At 71.0% G+C, this 17,970-nt stretch carries 11 protein-coding genes and 2 pseudogenes; 5 read left to right on the forward strand and 8 right to left on the reverse strand.

Annotated elements, in window-relative coordinates; all coding sequences use genetic code 11:
* Positions 1 to 85: 85 nt before the first annotated feature.
* A complete protein-coding gene (gene mce, locus ABZ671_RS29395; protein ID WP_357864237.1) occupies positions 86 to 553 on the reverse strand; it encodes a methylmalonyl-CoA epimerase in 468 nt (155 codons plus the stop codon).
* A 60-nt stretch (positions 554 to 613) separates the two neighbouring features.
* On the opposite strand from mce, the gene ABZ671_RS29400 reads away from it, so the two are divergent.
* From ABZ671_RS29400 to ABZ671_RS29415, 4 genes and pseudogenes are all read left to right on the forward strand, one after another.
* Entirely contained in the window at positions 614 to 1,807 is a 1,194-nt protein-coding gene (locus ABZ671_RS29400) for an acetyl-CoA C-acetyltransferase (RefSeq protein WP_357864239.1), read from the forward strand.
* 71 nt (positions 1,808 to 1,878) lie between these two features.
* Entirely contained in the window at positions 1,879 to 2,814 is a 936-nt protein-coding gene (gene meaB / locus ABZ671_RS29405; RefSeq protein ID WP_357864254.1) for a methylmalonyl Co-A mutase-associated GTPase MeaB, read from the forward strand.
* Between the two features lie 112 nt (positions 2,815 to 2,926).
* A complete protein-coding gene (locus ABZ671_RS29410) occupies positions 2,927 to 3,832 on the forward strand; it encodes a tetratricopeptide repeat protein (protein WP_357864241.1) in 906 nt (301 codons plus the stop codon).
* A gap of 65 nt (positions 3,833 to 3,897) precedes the next feature.
* Positions 3,898 to 4,896, forward strand: a pseudogene (locus ABZ671_RS29415) (arginase family protein); the annotation flags it as partial.
* 58 nt (positions 4,897 to 4,954) lie between these two features.
* On the opposite strand, the gene ABZ671_RS29420 reads toward ABZ671_RS29415, so the two are convergent.
* The 6 genes from ABZ671_RS29420 to ABZ671_RS29445 all read right to left on the reverse strand — a co-directional run bounded on the left by ABZ671_RS29420 (position 4,955) and on the right by ABZ671_RS29445 (position 12,496).
* The gene (locus tag ABZ671_RS29420; RefSeq protein ID WP_357864242.1) at positions 4,955 to 5,725 is read right to left on the reverse strand and encodes a 2OG-Fe(II) oxygenase; all 771 of its coding nucleotides are present in this window, start codon (positions 5,723 to 5,725) and stop codon (positions 4,955 to 4,957) included.
* A 1-nt stretch (position 5,726) separates the two neighbouring features.
* Positions 5,727 to 6,512 (reverse strand): PhzF family phenazine biosynthesis protein, encoded by a 786-nt coding sequence (locus tag ABZ671_RS29425; protein ID WP_357864243.1) that lies wholly within the window; start codon positions 6,510 to 6,512, stop codon positions 5,727 to 5,729.
* A 40-nt stretch (positions 6,513 to 6,552) separates the two neighbouring features.
* Positions 6,553 to 6,765 carry a hypothetical protein gene (locus ABZ671_RS29430; protein WP_357864244.1) on the reverse strand — a complete coding sequence of 71 codons (213 nt, stop codon included), beginning with the start codon at positions 6,763 to 6,765 and terminating at the stop codon, positions 6,553 to 6,555.
* 139 nt (positions 6,766 to 6,904) lie between these two features.
* Positions 6,905 to 9,943 carry an alpha/beta fold hydrolase gene (locus tag ABZ671_RS29435; protein WP_357864246.1) on the reverse strand — a complete coding sequence of 1,013 codons (3,039 nt, stop codon included), beginning with the start codon at positions 9,941 to 9,943 and terminating at the stop codon, positions 6,905 to 6,907.
* Complete coding sequence (locus ABZ671_RS29440) at positions 9,940 to 10,377, reverse strand: hypothetical protein (protein WP_357864248.1); 438 nt, start codon at positions 10,375 to 10,377, stop codon at positions 9,940 to 9,942. Before ABZ671_RS29440 ends, ABZ671_RS29435 begins: the two co-directional genes overlap by 4 nt.
* 154 nt (positions 10,378 to 10,531) lie before the next feature.
* Positions 10,532 to 12,496 carry a penicillin-binding transpeptidase domain-containing protein gene (locus tag ABZ671_RS29445; RefSeq protein WP_357864250.1) on the reverse strand — a complete coding sequence of 655 codons (1,965 nt, stop codon included), beginning with the start codon at positions 12,494 to 12,496 and terminating at the stop codon, positions 10,532 to 10,534.
* A gap of 285 nt (positions 12,497 to 12,781) precedes the next feature.
* Here ABZ671_RS29445 and ABZ671_RS29450 point away from each other — a divergent pair, with 285 nt between their 5' ends.
* The gene (locus ABZ671_RS29450; protein ID WP_357864252.1) at positions 12,782 to 17,839 is read left to right on the forward strand and encodes an NAD-glutamate dehydrogenase; all 5,058 of its coding nucleotides are present in this window, start codon (positions 12,782 to 12,784) and stop codon (positions 17,837 to 17,839) included.
* Between the two features lie 35 nt (positions 17,840 to 17,874).
* Here ABZ671_RS29450 and ABZ671_RS29455 read toward each other — a convergent pair.
* Positions 17,875 to 17,970: pseudogene (locus tag ABZ671_RS29455) on the reverse strand (SAM-dependent methyltransferase); the annotation flags it as partial.

The following is a 17,970-nucleotide window of genomic DNA, read 5'->3' on the forward strand; positions in this document are numbered from 1 at the left end:
AGGGCGGAAGTTCGCTGTGAAAAACTGCATTGATCGATGCGTAGAGGTGTCTGCAGGAACCGCCAACCGCGCCCCTCCTTGCAGCTCAATGGGCGGGTTCGACCAATTCGACCAGGACCCCGCCGGCGTCCTTCGGGTGCACGAAGTTGATCCGGGAGTCGGCCGTGCCCCGCTTCGGGGTCTCGTAGAGCAGCCGTACGCCCCGCTCGCGCAGCGCCGCGCAGGCCGCGTCGATGTCGGCCACCGTGTACGCGACCTGCTGCACGCCCGGCCCGTTGCGGTCCAGGAACTTCGCGATCGTCGACTCGGGCGAGAGCGGGGCGAGCAGCTGCAGGCACCCGCCCTCGGTGGTCGGCCCGACGGCCAGCATCGCCTCGCGTACGCCCTGTTCGGCGTTGGTCTCGGTGTGCACGCAGCGCATCCCGAAGGTGCGCTGGTAGAAGTCGATCGCGGCGTCCAGGTCGGCCACGGCGATCCCGACGTGGTCGATGCGGCGCAGGCCGATATCTGTGACGTAGTCGGCAGCGGGCTCGACGGGGGAGTTCTCAGCCATGGCGCTAGTCTGACCGAACATTCGTTAAGGCGTACGGTCGGCACCCCCTCGGAGGCAGGCATGGCTTCGGTGATCGTCAGCGGCGCGCGGACCCCGATGGGGCGCCTGCTGGGCAACCTCAAGGATCTCCCGGCGACCAGGCTCGGTGGCATCGCGATCAAGGCGGCGCTGGAGCGCGCCGGCGTCACTCCGGATCAGGTGCAATACGTGATCATGGGTCAGGTGCTCCAGGCCGGCGCCGGGCAGATCCCGGCCCGCCAGGCGGCCGTCGAGGCGGGCATTCCGATGTCCACCCCCGCGCTGACCATCAACAAGGTCTGCCTCTCCGGCCTGGACGCGATCGCCCTGGCCGACCAGCTCATCCGGGCCGGCGAGTTCGACGTCGTGGTGGCCGGCGGCATGGAGTCGATGACCAACGCGCCGCACCTGCTGCTCGGTCAGCGCGCCGGCTACAAGTACGGCGACGTCACGATCAAGGACCACATGGCGCTGGATGGCCTCACCGACGCCTGGGACTGCTGCTCCATGGGCGAGTCGACCGAGCGGCACGGGGCGAAGCACGGGATCACCCGCGAGGAGCAGGACGCCTTCGCCGCCGCCAGCCACCAGCGGGCCGCCGCCGCGCAGAAGAACGGCCACTTCGCCGACGAGATCACCCCGGTGATCATCCCGCAGCGCAAGGGCGACCCGCTGACGATCAGCGAGGACGAGGGCATCCGCCCGGACACCACGGTCGAGTCCCTGGCCAAGCTGCGCCCGTCCTTTGCCAAGGACGGCACCATCACCGCCGGCAGCGCCTCGCCGATCTCCGACGGCGCCGCCGCCGTGGTGGTCATGAGCAAGGCCAAGGCCAAGGAGCTGGGGCTGACCTGGCTGGCCGAGATCGGCGCGCACGGCAACGTGGCCGGGCCCGACAACTCCCTGCACTCGCAGCCGTCCAACGCCATCAACCATGCGCTGAAGAAGGCCGGCCTGAACGTCACCGACCTCGACCTCATCGAGATCAACGAGGCGTTCGCGGCGGTCGGCATCCAGTCCACCCGCGACCTGGGCGTCAGCGCGGACAAGGTCAACGTCAACGGCGGTGCCATCGCGCTCGGCCACCCGATCGGCATGTCCGGCGCCCGGCTGGTGCTCACCCTGGCGCTGGAGCTCAAGCGGCGGGGCGGCGGCACCGGCGCGGCCGCCCTCTGCGGCGGCGGCGGTCAGGGCGACGCGCTGATCATCCACGTCCCCGACGGTGGCGAAAGCTGACCGTGGGTAGCCCCGTCGAGCGCGCCCCGGCCGAGGCCACCGGATCGGTGCGCCGCAGCCGGGACGTACCGATGCTGGTGGAACGCGCCCGCGCGGGCGATCCCCGGGCGGTGGCCCGGCTGATCACCCTGGTCGAGTCCGGCGACGAGGTGCTGCCGCAGGTCGCGGCGGCCCTCGCGCCGTACGCCGGGCACGCTCAGGTGGTCGGGCTGACCGGCTCACCCGGGGTGGGCAAGTCGACCACCACCAACGAGCTGGTCCGGGCGCTGCGGGCACGCGGCCGTCGGGTCGGCGTGCTGGCGATCGACCCGTCCAGCCCGTTCACCGGCGGGGCGATCCTCGGCGACCGGGTCCGGATGCAGGACCATGCCACCGACCCCGGCGTCTACATCCGCTCGATGTCCAGCCGCGGGCACCTCGGCGGGCTCTCCGCGGCGACACCGCAGGCGGTGCGGGTGCTGGAGGGCGCCGGCTGTGACGTGGTGCTGGTGGAGACCGTCGGCGTCGGGCAGGCCGAGGTCGAGGTGGCCTCCCTGGCCGACACCACGCTGGTGCTGCTCGCCCCGGGCATGGGCGACGCTATCCAAGCGGTCAAGGCCGGCATTCTCGAGATCGCCGACGTGTTCGTGGTCAACAAGGCCGACCGGGACGGCGCCGACGCCACGATCCGGGACATCCAGGGCATGATCGCGCTGGGCGAGCGCGGGCCGGGGGAGTGGCGACCGCAGGTGGTCCGGGCCGTCGCCGCGCGCGGCGAGGGGATCGACGACATCGCCGTCGCGATCGACAAGCACCGGGACTGGCTGGAGCGGCACGGCGAGCTGCGCCGCCGCCGGGAGGCGCGGGCCGCCGCCGAGATCGAGGCGATCGCGCTCGGCGCCCTCCGAAACCGGATCGGCTCGCTGCGCGACGGTACGCAGCTGCCGGCGCTCGCCGCCCAGGTGGCCGAGGGCGCGATCGACCCGTACGCGGCCGCCGCCGAGCTGCTGGCCCAACTGGGCGCCTGACGCGTCCACTGCGGACCTGTGCACCCGGGCCTGCCAGGCCGGCGTGACAGGTGCAACTGTCGACGTCGCGGTTGATCTGAGTTCCGCCTGACACGTGCGAGACTAGATAACCATGAGCGACCCACGGATCACCTCGTCGATCTTCACTCGCGGCGCGGTCGACCTCAGCGCGCTGCGCAGCGCCGCACCCACCCCTGCCCCGGCCAAGGCTGGGCCCCCTGCCGGTGCGCCGGGCGGCGCGGTCGGCGGAATCAGCGTCATCGACGTGACTGAGGCGACCTTCCAGTCCGAGGTCCTCGAACGCTCGCTGAGCACCCCGGTGATCGTTGACTTCTGGGCCGAGTGGTGCGAGCCCTGCAAGCAGCTCTCCCCGGTGCTGGAACGGCTGGCGGTGGAGGGCGGCGGCGCATGGGTACTGGCCAAGGTGGACGTGGATGCCAACCCCCGGATCGCCCAGATGTTCCGGGTGCAGGGCATCCCGATGGTCTACGCGATCGTCGGCGGGCAGCCGGTCGACGCTTTCTCCGGTGTGGTGCCGGAGGCCCAGCTCCGTCAGTGGATCCAGGCCGTGTTGAAGGCCGGCGGGGTCAGTGTCGCCGCGCCCGAGGACCCGCGCCTCGATGAGGCCGACGACGCCCTGATGAGCGGCGACCTGGACGCGGCCGAGCGGGCGTACCGGAAGATCCTGGCCGAGTCGCCGACGGACGCGGCGGCGGAGGCGGGGCTGGCCCAGGTCGGGCTGGCCCGCCGGGTGGCCGGCGCGGACCCGCAGGCGGCGCTCACCGCCGCGGCGGCCGCACCCGACGACGTCGACGCCCAGTTGCTGGCCGCCGACATCGAGGTGCTCAGCGGCCTGGCCCAGCAGGCGTACCAGCGCCTGGTCGGGCTGGTCCGTCGGATCACCGGCGACGACCGGGAGAAGGTACGCCAGCACCTGGTCGGCCTCTTCACCATCGCCGGGCCGGAGGACCCCGCCGTGGCGTCGGCCCGCCGGGCACTGGCCAGCGCCCTGTTCTAAGTACGAGCACGCCAGCGCGGGCCGGCGTACCGGCCGGCCCGCCCGACCAACGAGGACGGGAGCTCATGATGCGCCGGATCGCCGTCCTCGACGCGCCGACCAACCTCGGCCTGCGCCCGCCCACCGCCACCTCGGTCCCCGGCTGCGCCAAGGCGCCCGGCGCGCTGCGCGACCAGGGCCTGCTCGCCCGGTTGCGGGCGCGCGACGCCGGCTGCCTCACCCCGCCCCGGTACGACCCCGGTGACTGGCGCCCGGGCGACGGGGTCTGCCACGCCCGGGAGATCTCCGCGTATTCGTTGGCGCTGGCCGACCGGATCGGCGCGATCATCGACCGGGGTGAGTTCCCGCTGGTGCTCGGCGGGGACTGCTCGGTGCTGCTCGGCTCGGCGCTGGCCATGCACCGGCTCGGCGAGGCGATCGACGGCCGGATCGGGCTGGTCTTCGTCGACGGTCACTCCGACTTCCGGCATCCCGGCAACGCCTCCTACGTGGGCGCGGCGGCGGGGGAGGACCTGGCCCTGGTCACCGGCCGGGGGCAGGCGGACCTGGCCGCCATCGAGGGGCGGCGCCCCTACTTCCGGGACATCGACGTGGTGGTGCTCGGCATCCGGGCGCAGGACGAGTACCGGCTCGACCTGCAGGCCGCCGGGATCACCACCCGGCCGGTGCCGGCCCTGCGCGCCGAGGGCGCGGCCCGCACCGCCCAGTGGGCGCACGAACAGTTGGCGGACTGCGCCGGCTACTGGGTGCACGTCGACGTGGACGTGCTCGACCCGGCGGTGATGCCCGCCGTGGACGCGCCCGACCCGGGCGGGATCGCCTTCGCCGAGCTGGAGATTCTGCTCGCCGGTCTGGTGGACACCCCGCACTGTCTCGGTGTGGAGCTGACCGTCTTCGACCCCGACTACGACCCGGACGGGACGTACGCCGCCGAGATCGTGAACACCGTGGTGTCCGGCCTGGCCCCGGTCACGGCGCCCAGCGCGTCGCCGCCGCGGCGGCTGCCGTCCGGCCCGGTCACGCCGTCGCCAGGAGACGGGCGGGCTGCGGAGCGCCGCGTTGCGGGCTCTTCGAAGTTGAGCGGGCAGCCCGGCGCGGTGCGGTGAGCGGTCGAGGCCCGCGCTACGCGAACAGCACGAGCGGCTCGCTCGGGTCGCGGACGCCGAGGAAACAGGCTGCGGTCACCCGGGAGCCGTGGTCCACCCGGCGCACGCCGTGGACCCGGGCGGCGTCGAACATCAGCAGGTCACCCTGGCCCGGCTCGCAGGACCAGTGCGGCTCACCCAGCTCGTCCCGGTCGAGGCCGTAGTCGGCCCGGCGCCGGCTGTCGTACGCGCCCTCGTCCGTCCACAGGGCCCAGAAATCCACCTGCCCCCCACTGCCGCTGGGTGGCACCTCCAGGTAGATGTTGGTGCCGATCCGGCGGCGCAGGTGCTGGCCGGCGAGGAGTGGAATGTCGCGCTGGTCGATGTGCGGATTGGCGTGGCCGCCTGCCGGCCAGCGGCGGATGATGCCCGGCAGCATCATCCGGTTGCCGTAGCGGGCCACGGTGGCACCGGCCGGCCACAACTCGTCGAGCAGCAGTCGCAGCTCGTCGAGCGGCGAGAGCCGGCCGGCAAAGATCTCGTAGCGGATCAGATCGAGGGTCTCGGCCGCGGTGTCCAGGTAACGGCGCTGGCCTGCCGCCGACTCGGCGGCCTCCCCCATGGAGGTGCCGATGCTTTGAAAGTCACCGGTCAGGGTGTATTGCGACCGCTCGCAGGCCGCCACGACCCGCGGGAGCACCTCCTGGCACTGCGGGGGCGAGTGGAAGCCCGGCACCCAGATGGCGTCCAGGTCGCCCTCGGCGAGCTGGCCCAGAGTGGTCGCGTTCAGCTCGTCGGCGTATTTCATCTCAGACCGACATCTCGCCGTGCCACACGGTGACCGCGCGTCCGCCGAGCCGCATCCGGTCGCCTCGGCGGGACAGACGCAGCGTGCCGCCGCGGGGCGACAGTTGCTCGGCGAGCAGGTCGTCCCGCTGCCGGCGCTCAGCCCACCAACTCCCGATGGTGCAGTGGGCGGAGCCGGTGACCGGATCCTCCGGAACCCCGACGGCGGGGTAGAAGCAGCGGCTGACCACCCGGTCCCGGTCGTCGTCGTAGGCGGTGAGGATGACCCCACGTACCGGGATCGCGGCCAGCGCGGTCAGGTCAGGCCGAGCGGCCCGGACGTCCTCCGGCCCGGCCACCTCGACCAGCAGGTCGGACACACCGCGGGCGACCGCGACGACGGTGATGTCGCGGCCAAGGGCCTGGCGCAGCTCGTCCGGCGTCTCGATGAGGGCGGGCGGATCGGCGGGAAAGTCCATCTCGATCCACCCGTCACGGGTGACCGAGCAGGTGAGGTCGCCGCTGCGGGTGCGGAAGCGGGTGTGCCCGCCGAGCACGTGCGCCGTGGCGAGCGTGGCGTGCCCGCAGAGATCCACTTCTACGGTGGGGGTGAACCATCGTAGGTGCCACCAGCCGCTCTCGGCGGGCAGGGCGAAGGCGGTTTCCGAATGCCGCATCTCGCTCGCCACCGCCTGCATCCACGCGTCGTCGCGCTTCTCATCGAGGATGACGACGCCGGCGGGATTGCCGTGGAACGGCTCATCCGTGAAGGCGTCAACGACAAAGAGTCTGCTGCCGTTCGTGGTCATGGGGCCTTCCAACGTCGGGGAGCCGGGCAGCCGGGCGGATTCAGCGCGCTTGATTGGCCAGACCTGGCGATGTGGCCAGCGCGTGCGTGCGGCCGCTGAAGTAGAGCTGGGGATCGACCTCCAGCGCGACCTCGTACATCTTGGACATGTCGCGGGCGATCTGCTGGAGTGCCTCGGCCGCCGGATCGGCGAAGGGGTGCTGGACCTGCGCGTTGCTCGCCGACTCCGGTGACTCATGGTTGCTGGCGGACATCCGGACCCCTCCGTTCAATCGATATGGGTAAAGAGTGGTCAGGCATGCCCACGAGGACAACCTCCGTTCGGAGGATGCCATGAGTTCGATCCGGGACGGGGGCAGTCATGTGACAGATATCAGTCAATGTGAAAGCTGGTCAGGAGAGCGGGTTCGTCCCGCCCGGATCCCGCGTCGACTCGCGTTCCCCTGCCGGCTTTCCGGATTGTCGCGGCGGCACGTACGGGGCGAGTTTCTCGAGCGTCGCACGGGTGCCCACGGTGTCCGGATGCCCTTCGCCAAGCACCCGCTCACGGTCTTCGAGCAGCCGGGCCAGCACTTCGCGAGCTTCGGCGACGCCGTTCTGCGCGATCAGGACCTGAGCGAGCGTCCACCGCAGCAGCAACACCTCAGGACGGATCGCCTCTTCTTCGCCGATGTCGGCCAGGGCGGCTCTGAGCTGCTCCTCCGCCTCGTCGAAGCGGGACAGCTCGTACAGGCAGCGAGCCAGGCTCTGTCGGACCAGGCGGGTCTCCGGTTCGAACGGCGCCCACCGGCGAAGTCGGATCGCGAGGATCTCGCGAAGCATCCCCTCGGCCTCCTTGGTGCGGCCCTGTAGCAGGATGGCCCGAGCCAGACTGTGCCGGATGATCATGGTGTCGGAGTGTTCGGGCCCGCGGACCTTGTCCTCGGCGGCCACGATGTCGGTCAGTTCCTCCTCCGCCTCGCCCCAGCGGTTTTGAGCCATGATGGCGCGTGCCAGCTTGTGGCGGCTTGCGAGGGTGTCCGCGTGTCTGCTGCCGAGAACGGCCTGCCGGCCCGCGATCACCTCCCGCAGCAGCGCCTCCGCCTCGGTCGGCCGCTGCTGTTCGAGCGCCGTCCGAGCCAGCTCGTGCCGCAGCGCGAGGATCTCCCGATCCTTCGGGTTGACGTCGTACGCCGGGCAGTTGGCCACGACCGCCGAGAGCATCTCCTCCGCCGATGACGCCAATCCGGTGGCGAGCAGGTACCGGGCGGTCAGCCGGACCAGTTCGAGGATGGTCACCACGGTCACCCGCTCATAGCGGATGCCGCCGCGTTGGAGGTAGTCCCGGGCCAGGCCAATGGTGTGCGGGGCGAGGAGGTACCAGCCGTCCCAGTCTGCCGGGGCGTCCGGGTTGAGGCCCTCGACCGCCGCGCCGAGCAGCTGTGCGGTCAGTGCGTAGTACTCGGTGGCGTGCCGCCGCAGGTCGGAATCGTCGCGCATGATTCCGTGCACCAGGGGATGCAGGGAGAGCACGTGGCGGAAGTCCTCGTCCCGCACCGACTCCAGCTCGTCCGGGGCCACGAGGGAGAGGTCGGCGAGCCCTTCCAGCACGGTCAGCTGCTGTTGGCCGGTGAACTCCGAGAAGAGCGGGGACCGCTTCAGAAGCTCCTGGTCCAGCAGACGGTGATACGGCACCGGAGCCACACTGAGACAGGCGAGCACCCGCAGCAGGTTGCCGGCCTGCGTCAAGCCGCGTTTGGCCAGCAGGTCCAGCGAGATGTCGAAGACCCGGGCCGTGACGCCGAGGCCGGTCAGCTCATCGAGCTTCGGGGCACCCGGCGGTAGCTCCAGGCGCTGCTGGAGGTTGCTGCGATAGCTCTCGAAATCCCGCAGCACCTGTCGACCCTGATAGATTTGAGTAGTATGGACGGATTTTAGGTAGTCACCGACCGCCCGGAGCGCCAGCGGTAGACCACCAAGCGCCGCAGAGAGCGCGCGAGCCTCTTCCTCCGGGCCGGCCACACTCCCGGCCCGGGCCAGCAGCACGAGCGCCCCGTCCGCCTCCTCCAGCGGACCCACGGCGTGCCGGCGGGACCAGGCCGGCCAGGCGTTTCGGTCGCCGTCGCGACTGGTGACGACGACCAGGTTCTCCGGGTTCTGCGGCCGCCGCAGCCAACCCCGGCCGTCGGAGAGGTCATTGTCGACCGGGTCAAGCTCCCGCGGCTCGTCGGCGTTGTCGATGATCAGCACCCACCGCTGCTCCGCCTTGTCGAGGAACCGCCAGACGAGGTCGGTGGCGCTCGCGTCCCCGGACCACGCCCGGTCGACCAGACTGCTCGGTGCTCCCAGTCGACTGGCCACCTCGCGCATGCCCGAGCTGAGCCGCTGCGCCGACAGCCACCAGACCTGCCGATCGGCGAGCTGGGCTCGACGGGCGATCTCCAGAGCCAGGTAACTCTTGCCGCAGCCGGCCAGGCCGTGCAGCACGTGCACGGAGGAGGCCGGTTCGGTCCCGACGTCGTGTCCGGACATGATCTCGTCAATGAGGTGGGCCCTGCCGTAGAGCGGCGAGTCGAGGCGGCCCAGCGGCGGCTCGACGGAGATGCGTCCAGCGCGGTCGCGCCGATCGGAACGTCCGGCCGCGGCGGTGCCGGCACCCATCGACCCGACCGGAGGGGTGACGGTCGTGGCTTCCCCAGCTGGCGGGTCATGGTCCGCTTGGTCGGCTCGCCCACCGACGGTGGCCGAGTCGGATTCGGCAGCGCAGAGGAGCTCCGTGCGGAGGGCGAGGTAGCGCGAGTCGGCCCGGATCGCCGGCCGGATCACGGAGAAATGATCGCCCTCGACCACCCCGCTCGCCGCGAAGGTCCAGTTGGCGACGTATGGCGGGACGATGTTGTCGGACATCCCGGCGTACGTCGAGATCGGCAGGGGCCACTCGTTCGGGCCGTGCTGCCGGGCCTGGAGAATGCCGCGCTGCAAGGCCCGGTGAGTCTCGATGATCGTTTCTTGGAGCGGGCGTAATTCCCGTTCCTGTGGATTGCGGCACCGGAACGTCAGCCGCCGCAGGGAACTGAAGAACTCCGCTCCGGAATTCGGGCAGGCGAACATCACCACCCGTCGGATCGGCGCCAGTTCGTATCCGCCCCCGCGGGCGAGGGTCCGGGCCAGGAACCGTTGGATGACCAGGCCACCCTGGCTGTGCGAGACCAGCACGATACTCGCCGCTGGTGCCACCTCGTCGCGGAGGTAGGTGCCCAGCCGATCCGCGATGTCGTTGAGATGCGGGATCCGACGGTCGGGACGGAGCCGGACGATCTGCGAGTCGTATTCGAAGAAATGGGTTCGCAGCGGGGGCAGACCCGGGTCGTCGGCCAGCAGGCTGGCCATCTGCTCCCACGCTCGCCGAGAGGAGAAAAGCCCATGCACGAAGACCACGTCGAGCGGGTTCAACCGGCTTCGCCTCCAACGCCGACCGGCGGATGAGGGCCCGGATCCGGCGGTGCGGATTCCGCCGAGGACGACGGCACGGCGCGTCCGGCCGGCGGTGCCGTCGCATCGATGACGTCCACGATCACCCGGGTGAGCAACGTGGCCGACGCCAGCAGCAAGCAGATCGTCAGGACCGCCCGCAGCACCGGGCCGGGCGGCAGTGCCTCGGCGAGCACCAGCAGGGCCAGCGCGGTGCCGAGCATGATGACGACGACGATGAAGAGGGAATACGCCCGTACGCGTGGTCTGGTCCAGAACAGGACGCCATTCGGGTCGGTCCGGCGCAACTGCCTGTTCTGATTGCCGAGACGATCAAGGAATCGTGATTCCCAGATCAGCGCAAGCATCAGCACCGGCAGAACCTGCGCGGCCGTGGCATAGAAGTCGGGGAACACGGTGGCCCCTTCCCGGCGTTGTCGGAAGCCGTATCATCCAGCTATTCGACATCGGCCAGGATCGCACAAATGGCCATGACCGGATAGGCGTATGGTGCGCCACCTCGATTGTTTGGACCGCCTATGGCTGTCAGCAGACTTGACTGTGGACGGCTCAGGGCTTTGCGAGGGCGCGGAGGAAACGGTCGGCGATCGGCACCGCGCTGGCGCTGCTCGACCCGCCCTGCTCGACGAAGACCGCGAAGGCCACGTCGCCCTGCCAGCCGACGAACCAGGCGTGGGTGTGCGCCGGGTTGTTGTCGTACTCGGCGGTGCCGGTCTTGCCGTACACCGGCCCGCCGGGGGCGCTCTTCAACGTGCGGGCCGTGCCGTTGGTGACCACGGCCCGCATCATCGTCTTCAGCGCCGCCGCTGACTCGGGCTTCAGGGCCGGGCCGGCCGGGGCCGGCTGCTGCGGAGCCGGGTCGAGCAGCAGCTTCGGCTGCTCCCAGCGACCTCGGGCCACGGCGGCGGTGGCCCCGGCCATGGCCAGCGGGCTGACCACGGTGGTGCCCTGGCCGATCGCGGCGGCGGCCTGCTCGGTGGCCGAGCCGTTGGCGGAGACCGAACCGGGGAAGACCTCCGCGCCGAGGTCCCACGTCGTCTCCAGACCGAGCGTACGGCCGGTGGCGGCGAGGCCGTCCGGCCCGAGCTTCGGCGCCAGCGCGACGAAGGCCGTGTTGCAGGACTTCGCGAAGTCGGTGCTGAACGGGACCGAGCCCAGCTCGAAGTAGTCGGAGTTCTTGAACGACCGGCCGTCCACCTCGGCGGTCTTCGGGCAGGCGACCGTCGCGTCCGGGGTGACCGCCCCAGCGTCGAGCAGGGCGAGCGCGCTGACCATCTTGAACGTCGAGCCGGGCGGCACCTGGGCGGTGAAGGCGAGGTTCTCGCCGGCCGGGCCGGGGCCGTTGGCGGCGGCCAGCACCGCGCCGTCGCTGATCCGTACGGCCACCAGGGCGGACCGCCGGGACTCGCCGTGCAGCGCCGTGTCGGCGGCGTTCTGAGTGGCCACGTCGAGGGTGGTGCGCACCGGCTGGCCGGCCTTGGGCTCGCTGCGGAACACCTCCGTGCCGGTGGGCTCGGTGGTGCCGTCCGGGCCGGCGCGTTCGACGATCACGGTCAGGCCGGGTGCCCCGCGCAGCCGGTCGTCGTACCGGCCCTGGAGGCCGCCGTGGCCGACCAGATCACCGGCGACGTACGTGTCGGGGTGGGCCTTGAGGTCGTCTGCCTGGGCCTGATCGACCGAGCCGAGCAGGGCCCGAGCGAACTCCCGGGTCGGTGCCAGATCCAGCTTGTCGGCCTGGAATCGGGTGCCCGGCAGGTCGTAGATCCGGGGCTTGATCTGCCGGTACGCCTCGTCGCGCAGCGTCACCACCTCGACGAACGCGCCCGGGTCGGCCTCGGCCACGCGCTTGGGCAGGTCGGCGAGGTCGACCGGCGGCACGAGGGCGGGCCGGATCGCCTTGAACGCGGCGTCGAGCTGCCGGGCCAGCGCCTTGACGTCGGTGACCTCGCTGGGCTGCACGCCCACCCGGACCACCGGCCGGGGCGCGACGATCGGGTTGCCCGCGCCGTCCAGCACCGCGGCCCGCGGCGCGGTGTCGCGGCGCAACGCGAGGCGGTCGCCCTTTTCCAGCTTCGCCTGCACCACGGCGGGCTCCCAGATCACCTGCCACTGGTCGTCGCCGCCGCGCTGGAGGCGTACCGGGCTCTCGTAGGCCCAGTGGGTCTGGCCCGGCAGGGCCCAGGCCACCTGGATCTGCGCGGTGGCGGTGTCGGCGGTGACCTTCGCGTTGCCGAGCCGCTTCAGCTCCGGCGGGGTGGCGGCCAGGTCGCCGGAGAGCGCCTTGATCTCCTGCGCCACGTCGGCGGCCGGGATGCGGGTGCCGGCCGGGTCGATGAAGCCGACCGCCTGGAGGTTGCCGGAGCGCCAGCCCTTGAGGAATGCCTCCACGCTCTGCTCCGGCCCATCCTCGCCGGAGCAGCCGGTCAATGCGCCCGCGGCGAGCGCGGTGGCGGCGAGCACCGCGAGGAGCGGGCGGGGGAAGAGGCGGCGGCCAACGGGGTACGACACAGGCATGAAGCAGTCCCTCCGGTCGAACTGCCCCGCACCCTAGTAGGCCGGGTGGGTTTCCACTGCCCCGCCAGCGCTGGGGCAAGCGGAAAGCCGGGCCGGGGCAGGGTGATGAACATCGCGAGCCGGGGTACTCGGCAACCGGTCGACCACGGAACCGCAACGGGTGAAAGGACAGAGTCCCGAACCGGACGTCCGGCCAGTGATCCGCCGACGAATGGGCAGAACGGCAGGGCCTAGGCTGGGCGGCAGAGTGACCCACAATGCGGTGGGTCGAGGGGAGTGGCACCGATGGACCGGCGTCCGGCGACTAAACCGGGACCCGACCTCCGGCAGGTTCACACCGGCCGGGAAAATGACAGCTTCGACACGGCGACCGACGGGGACGGTTTCGGCCGTCTCGATACAGGAGTGACCGGGATGACCGGTTCTAGCATCGACACCCTGCACGAGCTCGGCCTGCCCGCGCAGGCCCTGGCCGACGAGTCGGAGGACGCCGAGCTGGACGAGCCGGTACCCAACGCGGAGCGCCTGGTGGCCCAGGCCGTCGCGCTGGCCGGGGACGACCAGGACGCGGCGACCCTGGTGGGCCGTTTCTGGCGGTTCGCGCCGGACGAGGAGCTGATCGGCTTCACCGCCGAGGAGATGCTCGACGCCGCCCGGGCGCACCGGGATCTGGCCCAGCAGCGGGTGCCGGGTGAGTTGAAGCTGCGGATCCACGAGCCGGTCGCGGACCAGCACCACACGGTCATCGAGATCGTGACGGACGACATGCCGTTCCTGGTCGACTCGGTGACCGCGCTGCTCAACACCCATCACCTCGACGTGCACCTGCTGGTACACCCGTTGGTGGTGGTCCGGCGGGAGCCGCTGGGGCGGCTGACCGAGGTCTCCGCCGACGTGGAGCCGGACGACGCGGTCGCCGGTGACCTGGTCGAGAGCTGGATGCACATCGAGATCGACCCGGTGCGTGACCCTGGCGAGCGGGAGCGGCTGCGCAAGGAGCTGCAGCGGGTGCTCACCGACGTCCGGGAGGCCGTCGAGGACTGGCCGAAGATGCGTCAGCGGGCCCTGGCCCTGGCCGACGAGTTGGCCGCGGCGCGCACCTCGGACAGCCGGCCGCCGGTGCCGGAGAAGGACATCACCGACTCGGTGGAGCTGCTGCGCTGGCTGGCGCACGACCACTTCACCTTCCTCGGCTACCGGGAATACCGCCTCGTCGACACCGACGGCGCCGACGGCGGTCAGGCCCTCGAAGCCGTGCTCGGCACCGGGCTGGGCATCCTGCGCTCGGACTCGCCGGAGTCCCGGGCGCTGTCGTCGATGACTACCGAGGCGCACGAGAAGGTGCTGGAGAAGCGCCTGCTGATCATCACCAAGGCCAACTCGCGGGCCACCGTGCACCGCTCGGCCTACCTCGACTACATCGGCTTCAAGATCTTCAACGAGGCCGGCGAGGTGGTCGGTGAGCGGCGCTTCCTGGGCCTGTTCTCCACCGCGGCCTACCGGACCAGCGTGCAGGAGCTGCCGGTGGTCCGCCGCAAGGTCGCCGAAGTGCTCGACCGCTCCGGCCTGAGCCTGCGCAGCCACTCCGGCAAGGACCTGCTGCAGATCCTGGAGACCTACCCGCGCGACGAGCTGTTCCAGATCAAGACCGACGACCTCTACCACGCGGCGGTCGGCGTGCTGCGGATGGCCGGTCGTCGGCAGCTGCGGGTGTTCCTGCGCCGGGACGGGTACGGGCGGTTCATCTCCTGCCTGATCTACCTGCCCCGGGACCGGTTCACCACGCAGAACCGGCTGCGCATGCAGGAGATCCTGCTGCGCGAGCTGAACGGCGTCGGGGTCGACTACACCACCCGGGTCACCGAGTCGATGCTCGCCCGGGTGCACTTCACCGTCCGGACCGACCCGAGCAACCCGCCCGGGGGGATCGACGCCGACCTGCTCGCCGAGGAGCTGGCCGACGCGACCCGGCTCTGGGACGACGACTACCGGCTGGTGCTCGAGCGCAAGCTCGGCGACGAGCAGGCCAAGCACCTGTTCTCCCGGTACGCCGACGCGTTCCCGGAGGGCTACAAGGACGGGCACACGCCGTACGAGGCGATGAAGGACCTAGCCAAGCTGGAGCTGCTGGAGGAGCCCGGCCAGCTGGAGATGCACCTGTTCCGCAAGCAGGTCGCGCCGCGGCTGGCCGGCGACCGGGACGCCGACGAGGCCATGGACGTCCGGTTCAAGGTCTACCGGTACGGCGAGCCGATGATGCTTTCCGCGGTGCTGCCGGTGCTGCACTCGCTCGGTGTGAAGGTCGTCGACGAGCACCCGTACGAGGTGGAGCGGGTCGACGGCCGGATCTGGCTGTACGACTTCGGGCTGCAGCTGCCCGAGGCGCACCAGGACCTGGCCGAGGTCCGCCCGCACGCGGAGAACGCCTTCGCCGCCGCCTGGCGGGGCGAGGCCGAGGTGGACGGCTTCAACGAGCTGGTGCTGCGGGCCGGGCTCACCTGGCGGCAGGTCGTGGTGCTGCGGGCGTACGCGAAGTACCTGCGGCAGGCGGGCACCGTCTTCTCCCAGGAGTACATGGAGCAGACGTTCATCGCGTACCCGAAGATCGCGTTGCTGCTGGTGGAGCTCTTCGAGACCCGGTTCGCGCCGGGCGAGATCGGCATGGACGAGCGGCAGAAGCGCAGCGGTGAGCTGGTCACCACGATCGGCGCGGCGCTGGACGAGGTGGCCAGCCTCGACCAGGATCGCATCCTGCGGTGGTTCCTGACGCTGATCCAGGCCACCCTGCGGACCAGCTTCTACCAGAAGCCGGCCGGCGGGCGGCCCAAGTCGTACGTGGCGTTCAAGCTGGACCCGCAGGCGATCCCGGACCTGCCGGCGCCGCGACCCAAGTTCGAGATCTTCGTCTACTCGCCCCGGTTCGAGGGCGTGCACCTGCGGTACGGGCCGGTGGCCCGGGGCGGCCTGCGCTGGTCCGACCGGCGGGAGGACTTCCGCACCGAGGTGCTCGGCCTGGTCAAGGCGCAGATGGTGAAGAACGCCGTGATCGTGCCGGTGGGCGCCAAGGGCGGCTTCGTGCTCAAGCAGAAGCCGGGCGACCGGGACGAGGCGGTGGCCTGCTACAAGGAGTTTGTCGGCGCGTTGCTGGACGTCACCGACAACATCGCCAGCGGGGAGATCGTGCCGCCGGAGGGCGTGGTCCGGCACGACGGCGACGACCCGTACATGGTGGTGGCGGCGGACAAGGGCACGGCGACGTTCTCCGACATCGCCAACGAGATCTCGGCCGGGCACGACTTCTGGCTCGGCGACGCGTTCGCGTCCGGCGGTTCGGCCGGCTACGACCACAAGAAGATGGGCATCACCGCCCGCGGTGCGTGGGAGTCGGTGAAGCGGCACTTCCGGGAGCTGGGGCACGACACCCAGACCCAGGACTTCACCGCCGTCGGCGTCGGCGACATGTCCGGCGACGTGTTCGGCAACGGGATGCTGCTGTCGAAGCACATTCGGCTGGTGGCCGCGTTCGACCACCGGCACATCTTCCTGGACCCGGATCCGGACTCGGCCACCTCCTTCGAGGAGCGCAAGCGGCTGTTCGACCTGCCTCGCTCGTCCTGGGAGGACTACAACCCGGAGCTGATCTCCGAGGGCGGCGGGGTCTACCCGCGTACCGCCAAGTCGGTCCCGATCAGCCCGCAGATGCGGGCACGGCTCGGCCTCGACGACGGCGTCGCGCAGCTCTCTCCGCAGGAGCTGATGAAGGCGATCCTCACCGCGCCGGTGGACCTGTTCTGGAACGGCGGCATCGGCACCTACGTGAAGGGGTCGACGCAGACCAACGCCGAGGTCGGGGACAAGTCCAACGACGCCATCCGGGTGGACGGCAAGAACCTGCGCTGCCGGGTGGCGGGCGAGGGCGGCAACCTGGGCTGGACCCAGCTCGGCCGGATCGAGTACGCGCAGAACGGCGGCCGGAACTTCACCGACTTCATCGACAACGCGGCCGGGGTGGACTGCTCCGACCACGAGGTGAACATCAAGATCCTGCTCAACACGGCGGTCGCCGACGGCGAGCTGGACCGGCCGGAGCGCGACGAGCTGCTGGCCCAGATGACCGACGAGGTCGCCCAGCTGGTGCTGCGGAGCAACTACGAGCAGGCGCGGGCGCTCATCAACGCCCAGGCGCAGGCGGCCTCGCTGCTTCCGGTGCACCGCCGGATGATCAGCGAGCTGGAGCGTTCCGGGGCGCTGGACCGGGCCCTTGAGGCGCTCCCGGCGGACGAGGACCTGGCGGTCCGCACCGAGACCGGGCTGACCGCGCCGGAGTTCGCGGTGCTGCTGGCGTACGAGAAGATCGCACTGGAGCGGGAGATCGTCAGCGAGGGGCTGGCTGACGAGAAGTGGACGACTGATGTCCTGGTCAACTACTTCCCCACTCCGCTGCGTGAGCGGTTCGCCGATCGGATGGGCCGCCACCGGCTGCGGCGGGACATCGTCACGACCGTGCTGGTCAATGAGGCGATCAACCGGGGCGGTATCTCGTTCGTCTTCCGGGCCGTCGAGGAGACGGCCGCGTCGGCGGCGGACGTACTGCGGGCGTACGTGGTGGTGCGCGAGGTGTTCGGGCTGCGCGACCTGTGGCAGGCGATCGATGCGCTGGACAACAAGGTCTCGCCCGAGCTGCAGACGAGCCTCTACCTGGACGCCCGGCGGCTGCTCGACCGGGCCGTGCGCTGGCTGGTCACCAACCGGCGTTCGCCGATCGACGTGCCGGGGGAGATCGAACGGCTGCGGGACGGCGTGGCCCGGCTCCTGCCGGACCTCGAAAATCTCTTCTACGGCAGCGAGCGGGAGGGGATCGTCGCCCACATTGAGGCGCTGACCGAGAAGGGGCTGCCCCGCGAGCTGGCCGAGCAGTCGACCCGGCTGATGTACAGCTTTGGCCTGCTGGACGTGGTGGAGACCGCCCAGACGACCGGGCGGGACGTGAACGAGGTGGCTGCGGTCTACTTCGTCCTGTCCGACCGGTTCCGGGTGGACTCCCTGCTGTCGAAGATCTCCCTGCTGCCGCGGGAGGACCGCTGGCAGACGTTGGCCCGGATGGCGCTGCGCTACGACCTGTACGCCGCGCTGGCCGCGCTCACCGCGGAGGTCCTCGGCTCCACCCCGGACAGCGTGCCGCCGGTCGACCGGGTGCAGGAGTGGGAGCAGGCGAACGCCACCTCGATCCACCGGGCCCACCGGGCGATGGGTGAGTTCGACGAGTCCCGGGCCGATCTCTCCGCTCTGTCGGTGCTGCTGCGGCAGATCCGTACCCTGGTGCGGACCTCGGCGGCGGCCTGACCGGCGACGGATACCGGCGCGGCCCGGTGGTCGGGTCTCTCCGGGTCGTGGTAGTCGGCGGGCACGTACGTGGTGACGCCTTCGGAGGTCCTGCTGGTGAGCAGAGCCCGGGCGTGCACGAGGACCATCGG

It is taken from the genome of Micromonospora sp. NPDC006766, from assembly GCF_040636055.1.
Taxonomy (GTDB): Bacteria; Actinomycetota; Actinomycetes; order Mycobacteriales; family Micromonosporaceae; genus Micromonospora.